Raw genomic sequence first — 4,882 nt, forward strand, 5'->3', positions numbered from 1 at the left:
GCTCATTATTCAGGAAGTCGTGATTTTGAGGATAATATGAGCCTTGTTTTGGAGCGCTTGGCTGGAAAAACAGACCGCAGAGCCCGATTCAAAACAGTGATATCCCTGATTAAAGGGGGCAAAGAGCATCTCTTTGAAGGGAGTATTGAAGGTTTGATTAGCCAGCAACGCTCAGGAAGCAAGGGCTTTGGCTATGATCCTATCTTTGTTCCTGAAGGGTATGATATTAGCTTTGCAGAAATGTCTGCCGACGAAAAAAACAAAATCAGTCACCGGGCAAAAGCCATGGATAAGCTAATCAGATTTCTTAATTCTGAATATTCTTAGCTGCCGTTTTTGTTGCTGCTTTGGGTACCACTTTAACAGCTGCATTTGGCTCCGTTTTTTTTGAAGGATTGGCCTTAGGTGTCGTACTTTTTGCAGGAGCACTCTTTGCAGGAGTACTTTTCTTTTCTGATTTTTTTGCCGCGGCAGGCTTTTGTTCGGCCTTGGCCAGTTGAGGAATGATCTCCTCCTTTGATTTGGGACGGTCGCGAGGTTTCCAAATAAAGCCTTTTAAAACTCTGTCCTCTTCCTGCAGATCTTTCATTGGCGTAATAGATGCTTCAATAGTACGAATGGCGCTGATATTGTTTAGCTTATTATCCTTGAGCAGGATCCTTAAACGGCTGCTAACCATATGATTCAATCCGCTATAGGTGGAATCCTCCTTCAAATAATACACACTTTCTGCATTGCCATCTACAAACATATTATTCAGCTTATTTTCCTTAAAATAACCCGTAATCACCTTACCCTTAATCTGATTGAAATTAGTAGAATCTGCATCTTCGGTATTAACAATGAAACTATTATGATGCAATAGCATATTATCGAGCTTTTTATTCTTCATTTGAAGGTATATTGTATCACCAGATAGCTGAGATCCCTGAGCCCAAACCATTGGGTTAACATAACATCTAACTGTAGAATCAGCGTAGCTGAAAAACATCGAATCTGCCCTTGCCTGTAAATCAGACTTGAATATCTTGGCATGATGATAAGCCATGATCATCCGGGTACGGGTTGTATCTAAACTGACCGTATCCTTAATTGAAGAAACCACTTTTGTAGTGTCAGACAAGGCTTTTTTATTCAAGGTATCCTTTACAGATTTGTCTTTCTTCTTATCAAGTTTAGGCGGAGCAATTTTTACGGGAGGTGGTGGTATCTTCACTTCCGTAGGAATTTCAGCCCTATCTTCTGTGACATTCATTTCAGGTTTTTTTGAACCTTTCCTTAACGCCAGGTTATTATCCTTTTGATCTGGCATTACAGGTTTAATCGCATCCTGAGTATTTATTTCAGGAGTATCATTTATTGAAATCTGGTCATCTGGAATGATCTCATCCTGTTTATACGGAATAAGATCTCTAGTAAAAACCACCTTACTCAAAAGTGTATCTGCGGTCATCCAAATTGAATCAACCTTAGAAGAATCCGTTTCAGAGATAATAACTACATATGGATTTTTTGTAACCAGAATACTCTCATCCAATTTTTTGTACTCACCAAGACCCCCTTTCAAGATTGCTTTTTGGGTAGTATCAATAAATGTAACATGCCCTATCGCCTTTCCATATCCAGCCTTACGATCATAAAACAAGCTATCTCCTGTCAAAGATTTACTTCCCTGAGTATATAAATTATTCTTTCCAAAGCGAGCCTGATCGTTGTTTGTATTATACGTTCCATTCTCGGTATACAGCGTATCATCTTTTCCGTAAATATTGCTCGGGCCGTAGAAATAAGCAATTTTCGAATTTGAATTATAGCGCAAGGTATCGTTTTTGATCAGGGCATCGGGTGTAGTAAGAATCACATTATTTCTGAAATAAGCATCGCGGGTAGCAGCAAAATAATACCCGTTTTTGCTGGTCAGCACATTTTTTCCGTTCACAATCTTCCCACCTCCTGTATAGATACCAATGCGGGTATTCATATTATAGGTTAAATTATTGGTGGTTAATGTAGCATCTCCATCAATAAACCTTACATTGTTCGTTAAAATTGCAAGTTTGGTATTTCCATCATAGTTTAAAAGATCAGAATAAATGGTGGTGCCTGAGGGTTGAGTAATTACTACATGTCCAAAAGCATCAAAGGTATTGGCCGCCTGATTAAAATCAGCACTATCTGCAGCAAGAGTTGAGCCTTCTTGAGCAAAAACAGGGCGAATTATCCTGACAAAACCCGAAGCCTGAAAGCCCTTGATCAACTCAGAAGACCTGATCTCGATCTGTCGCCCCTGTGAAAAAGCTGCGATCGATACTAATGTAAGTAGAACTGAAAAAAGGATTATTCTCACCATACAAAAATAGTTTTTTGGCTAAGGATTTTTAATTAAATAATTTTACCATCATGATAGCCCTAAACCGCCTGCAAACGTTTATCAAAGAGCATGCCCTTTTTCAGGAAAAAGAGTGTGTGTTGCTAGCTGTAAGCGGTGGTCGCGACTCTGTGCTGATGGCCAGGCTGTTTAAATTAGCCGGATTTAATTTCGGTATTGCTCACTGTAATTTCCAATTGAGGAATGAAGAAGCCGATCGGGATGAGCAATTTACATCGCAACTTGCCTCAGAACTAGGGGTCAAATTTTTTGCTACCAGGTTTGAAACTGCAGAATATGCCAAAGAAAATCATATCTCTATTCAAATGGCCGCAAGAGACCTTCGCTACCAATGGCTAGAAAAGATCAGAAAGGAATTTGGCTACCACTATATCGCACTTGCTCATCACCAAAATGATGTAATTGAAACCATGCTCTTGAATCTTACCCGCGGCACAGGTATTGCAGGTTTACATGGGATATTAGCAAAAAAGGATAAATTGATCAGGCCACTTTTGTTTTTAAGCAGGGAAGAAATTGATCAAATTCCCCCATTTGACTACCACGAAGATAGTTCAAATGTATCGGTTAAATATGCTCGTAACAAGATCAGGCTGGAAGTAATTCCCGTTTTAAAGGAGCTTAACCCAAGTCTAGAACAAACATTTGAAGCCAATAGAAAACGTTTTGCAGATCTTGAAATTCTGTTGCAGCAGCGTGTTAATGAACTCAGGGAGCAGCTCTTCAAAAAACTGGACGATCAAGAATTTGAGATAAACCTCATGTCATTAAAGAATTTAATTCCTTTAAATACGCTCTTATATGAATTGTTTCACCCATTTGGATTTACTGAAAGCGTATTAAATGATCTGACCAAAGCCTGGGAAGGATCTCCGGGAAAAGTATTCAGATCAGTATCACATCAATTAATCTTAGATCGTGATCGCCTGATACTTTGCCAAATACATCAAAGCACTCCATTAGATATCTACCTAAGTAAAGAACTTACAGAATGTATCTGGAACAGACAAAAATTCAGCAGCCGGGTAGAATCAATTAGTAAATTTCAATTAAGTAATGCTGCAACAATGGCACAGTTAGACTATGATCTACTTCAATTTCCAATGAAGTTAAGACCCTGGAAAAATGGAGATCAGTTTCAGCCATTGGGTTTAAAAAGCAACAAGAAACTTAGCGATTTTTTTATAGCGCAAAAGATCAGGCTGAATCATAAGAAAGCTATCGGAATACTTGAAAATGGTAACGGAGATATCGTTTGGATCGTGGGATTCCGTATCAGCGAACGCTATAAAATTAGTCCGAACACAAAAAAAGTATTTATCTTAGAGCAATCCTTATGATATGCAAGAAATTGAACCAGCTTTTTTAGAAAAACAATACCTAGGCCGCGACCATGGCCGTATCAGTATCCGCTTGGTACTTGCATTATTCTGTTTTGCAGCCTATTATATTACGGAACGAAGTGAGCAGAATACAGAGTTGTTCCTGGTAGTTGGATGCGGTATCCTAATTACATCAGTAATTATGATGTTCCTACTACATTATAAAACCACAGTTAATAATAAAAGCATTGTTCTGGATGGTTTATGGACCACCAAAATGGTCAAGATTGATTTGAATAGCATTGTCAAGGTTGAACGCACTCCATACAGTTCATTTATAATCAATAATCCAGTTTATAACCTTCACCAAAAAGGCACTGTTCGTTTCTATGCCGATGGCAAAGATGCCGTAAAGCTGACCGACAGAGATGGTTTACTTTATATCATTGGCACTCAGCGGCCGGTTGAATTGGAGCAGAGTATTAAGGCTGAAATGAAGAAATAATATTAACGGTATTTCGAAAATATAAGTGATTTGTCATTGCCAGGAGACATGACGAAGCAATCTCAAAACTTGAATCCAATAAACTATTGAGATTGCCGCGCTAGGCTCGCAATGACACAAGGTTACGCTCGCAATCTAGTAGTTGATTTTTCCTTATGCTTGGTGGTACCCATTTATATTTTTATTCCGCTCATAGCCGCGGGGGACAGCATATCGGATAAAAAGATTTCGAAAAGAGGATATAATTTAATGTTTAAATCAAATTTTCCTTAGGCATCCAGTGTCCACCGCTGGCGGGGGAATAAAAGGGGGTGGTTTTTAATTTTAGTGTTGAGAATCATCAAGCATAGGAAAGTGCTTGGTGGTGCCCACCATTCATAATTTTATTCCGCTCATAGCCGCGGGGGCTTTACCTTTTTCTGTAGGAAAAAAGGACCAAGCCGAGGCGGTACGACGAGACCATGAGGGCCTTTAAAAAACAATAGACTACACCGAATAAACCCCACTGCTGCGCCTGCTGCTATGAAAGGTTCTGCGAGGGCTAAGACGGTAATTGCCGCACCAGTCAATGCGGAACAACGGGTATTAAAGGTCTGTGCTAGCGTGGCGGATAAAAATAATTGTGCTGCATCATTATAAACCGTCTTGCGCGGCATTGTCTGCCAG

At 39.4% G+C, this 4,882-nt stretch carries 4 protein-coding genes; 3 read left to right on the plus strand and 1 reads right to left on the minus strand.

The window, feature by feature from the left end:
• The coding region (locus ACIQZ6_RS11875; RefSeq protein WP_395811367.1) for a non-canonical purine NTP pyrophosphatase at positions 1-327 on the plus strand (327 nt) is incomplete at its 5' end.
• Here ACIQZ6_RS11875 and ACIQZ6_RS11880 read toward each other — a convergent pair.
• Positions 308-2,350, minus strand: a complete 2,043-nt coding sequence (locus ACIQZ6_RS11880; protein ID WP_395811369.1) for an OstA-like protein — start codon at positions 2,348-2,350, stop codon at positions 308-310. The genes ACIQZ6_RS11875 and ACIQZ6_RS11880 overlap by 20 nt on opposite strands.
• 50 nt (positions 2,351-2,400) lie before the next feature.
• Between ACIQZ6_RS11880 and tilS the strand changes: the two genes are divergently transcribed.
• Positions 2,401-3,729: a tRNA lysidine(34) synthetase TilS gene (gene tilS, locus ACIQZ6_RS11885; RefSeq protein ID WP_395811371.1), complete on the plus strand. Its 1,329-nt coding sequence runs from the start codon at positions 2,401-2,403 to the stop codon at positions 3,727-3,729.
• A gap of 1 nt (position 3,730) precedes the next feature.
• Complete coding sequence (locus ACIQZ6_RS11890; protein ID WP_395811372.1) at positions 3,731-4,216, plus strand: hypothetical protein; 486 nt, start codon at positions 3,731-3,733, stop codon at positions 4,214-4,216.
• The last annotated feature ends 666 nt before the right edge of the window (positions 4,217-4,882 follow it).

The sequence above is a fragment of the Daejeonella sp. genome, assembly GCF_044348475.1.
Taxonomy (GTDB): domain Bacteria; phylum Bacteroidota; class Bacteroidia; order Sphingobacteriales; family Sphingobacteriaceae; genus Daejeonella.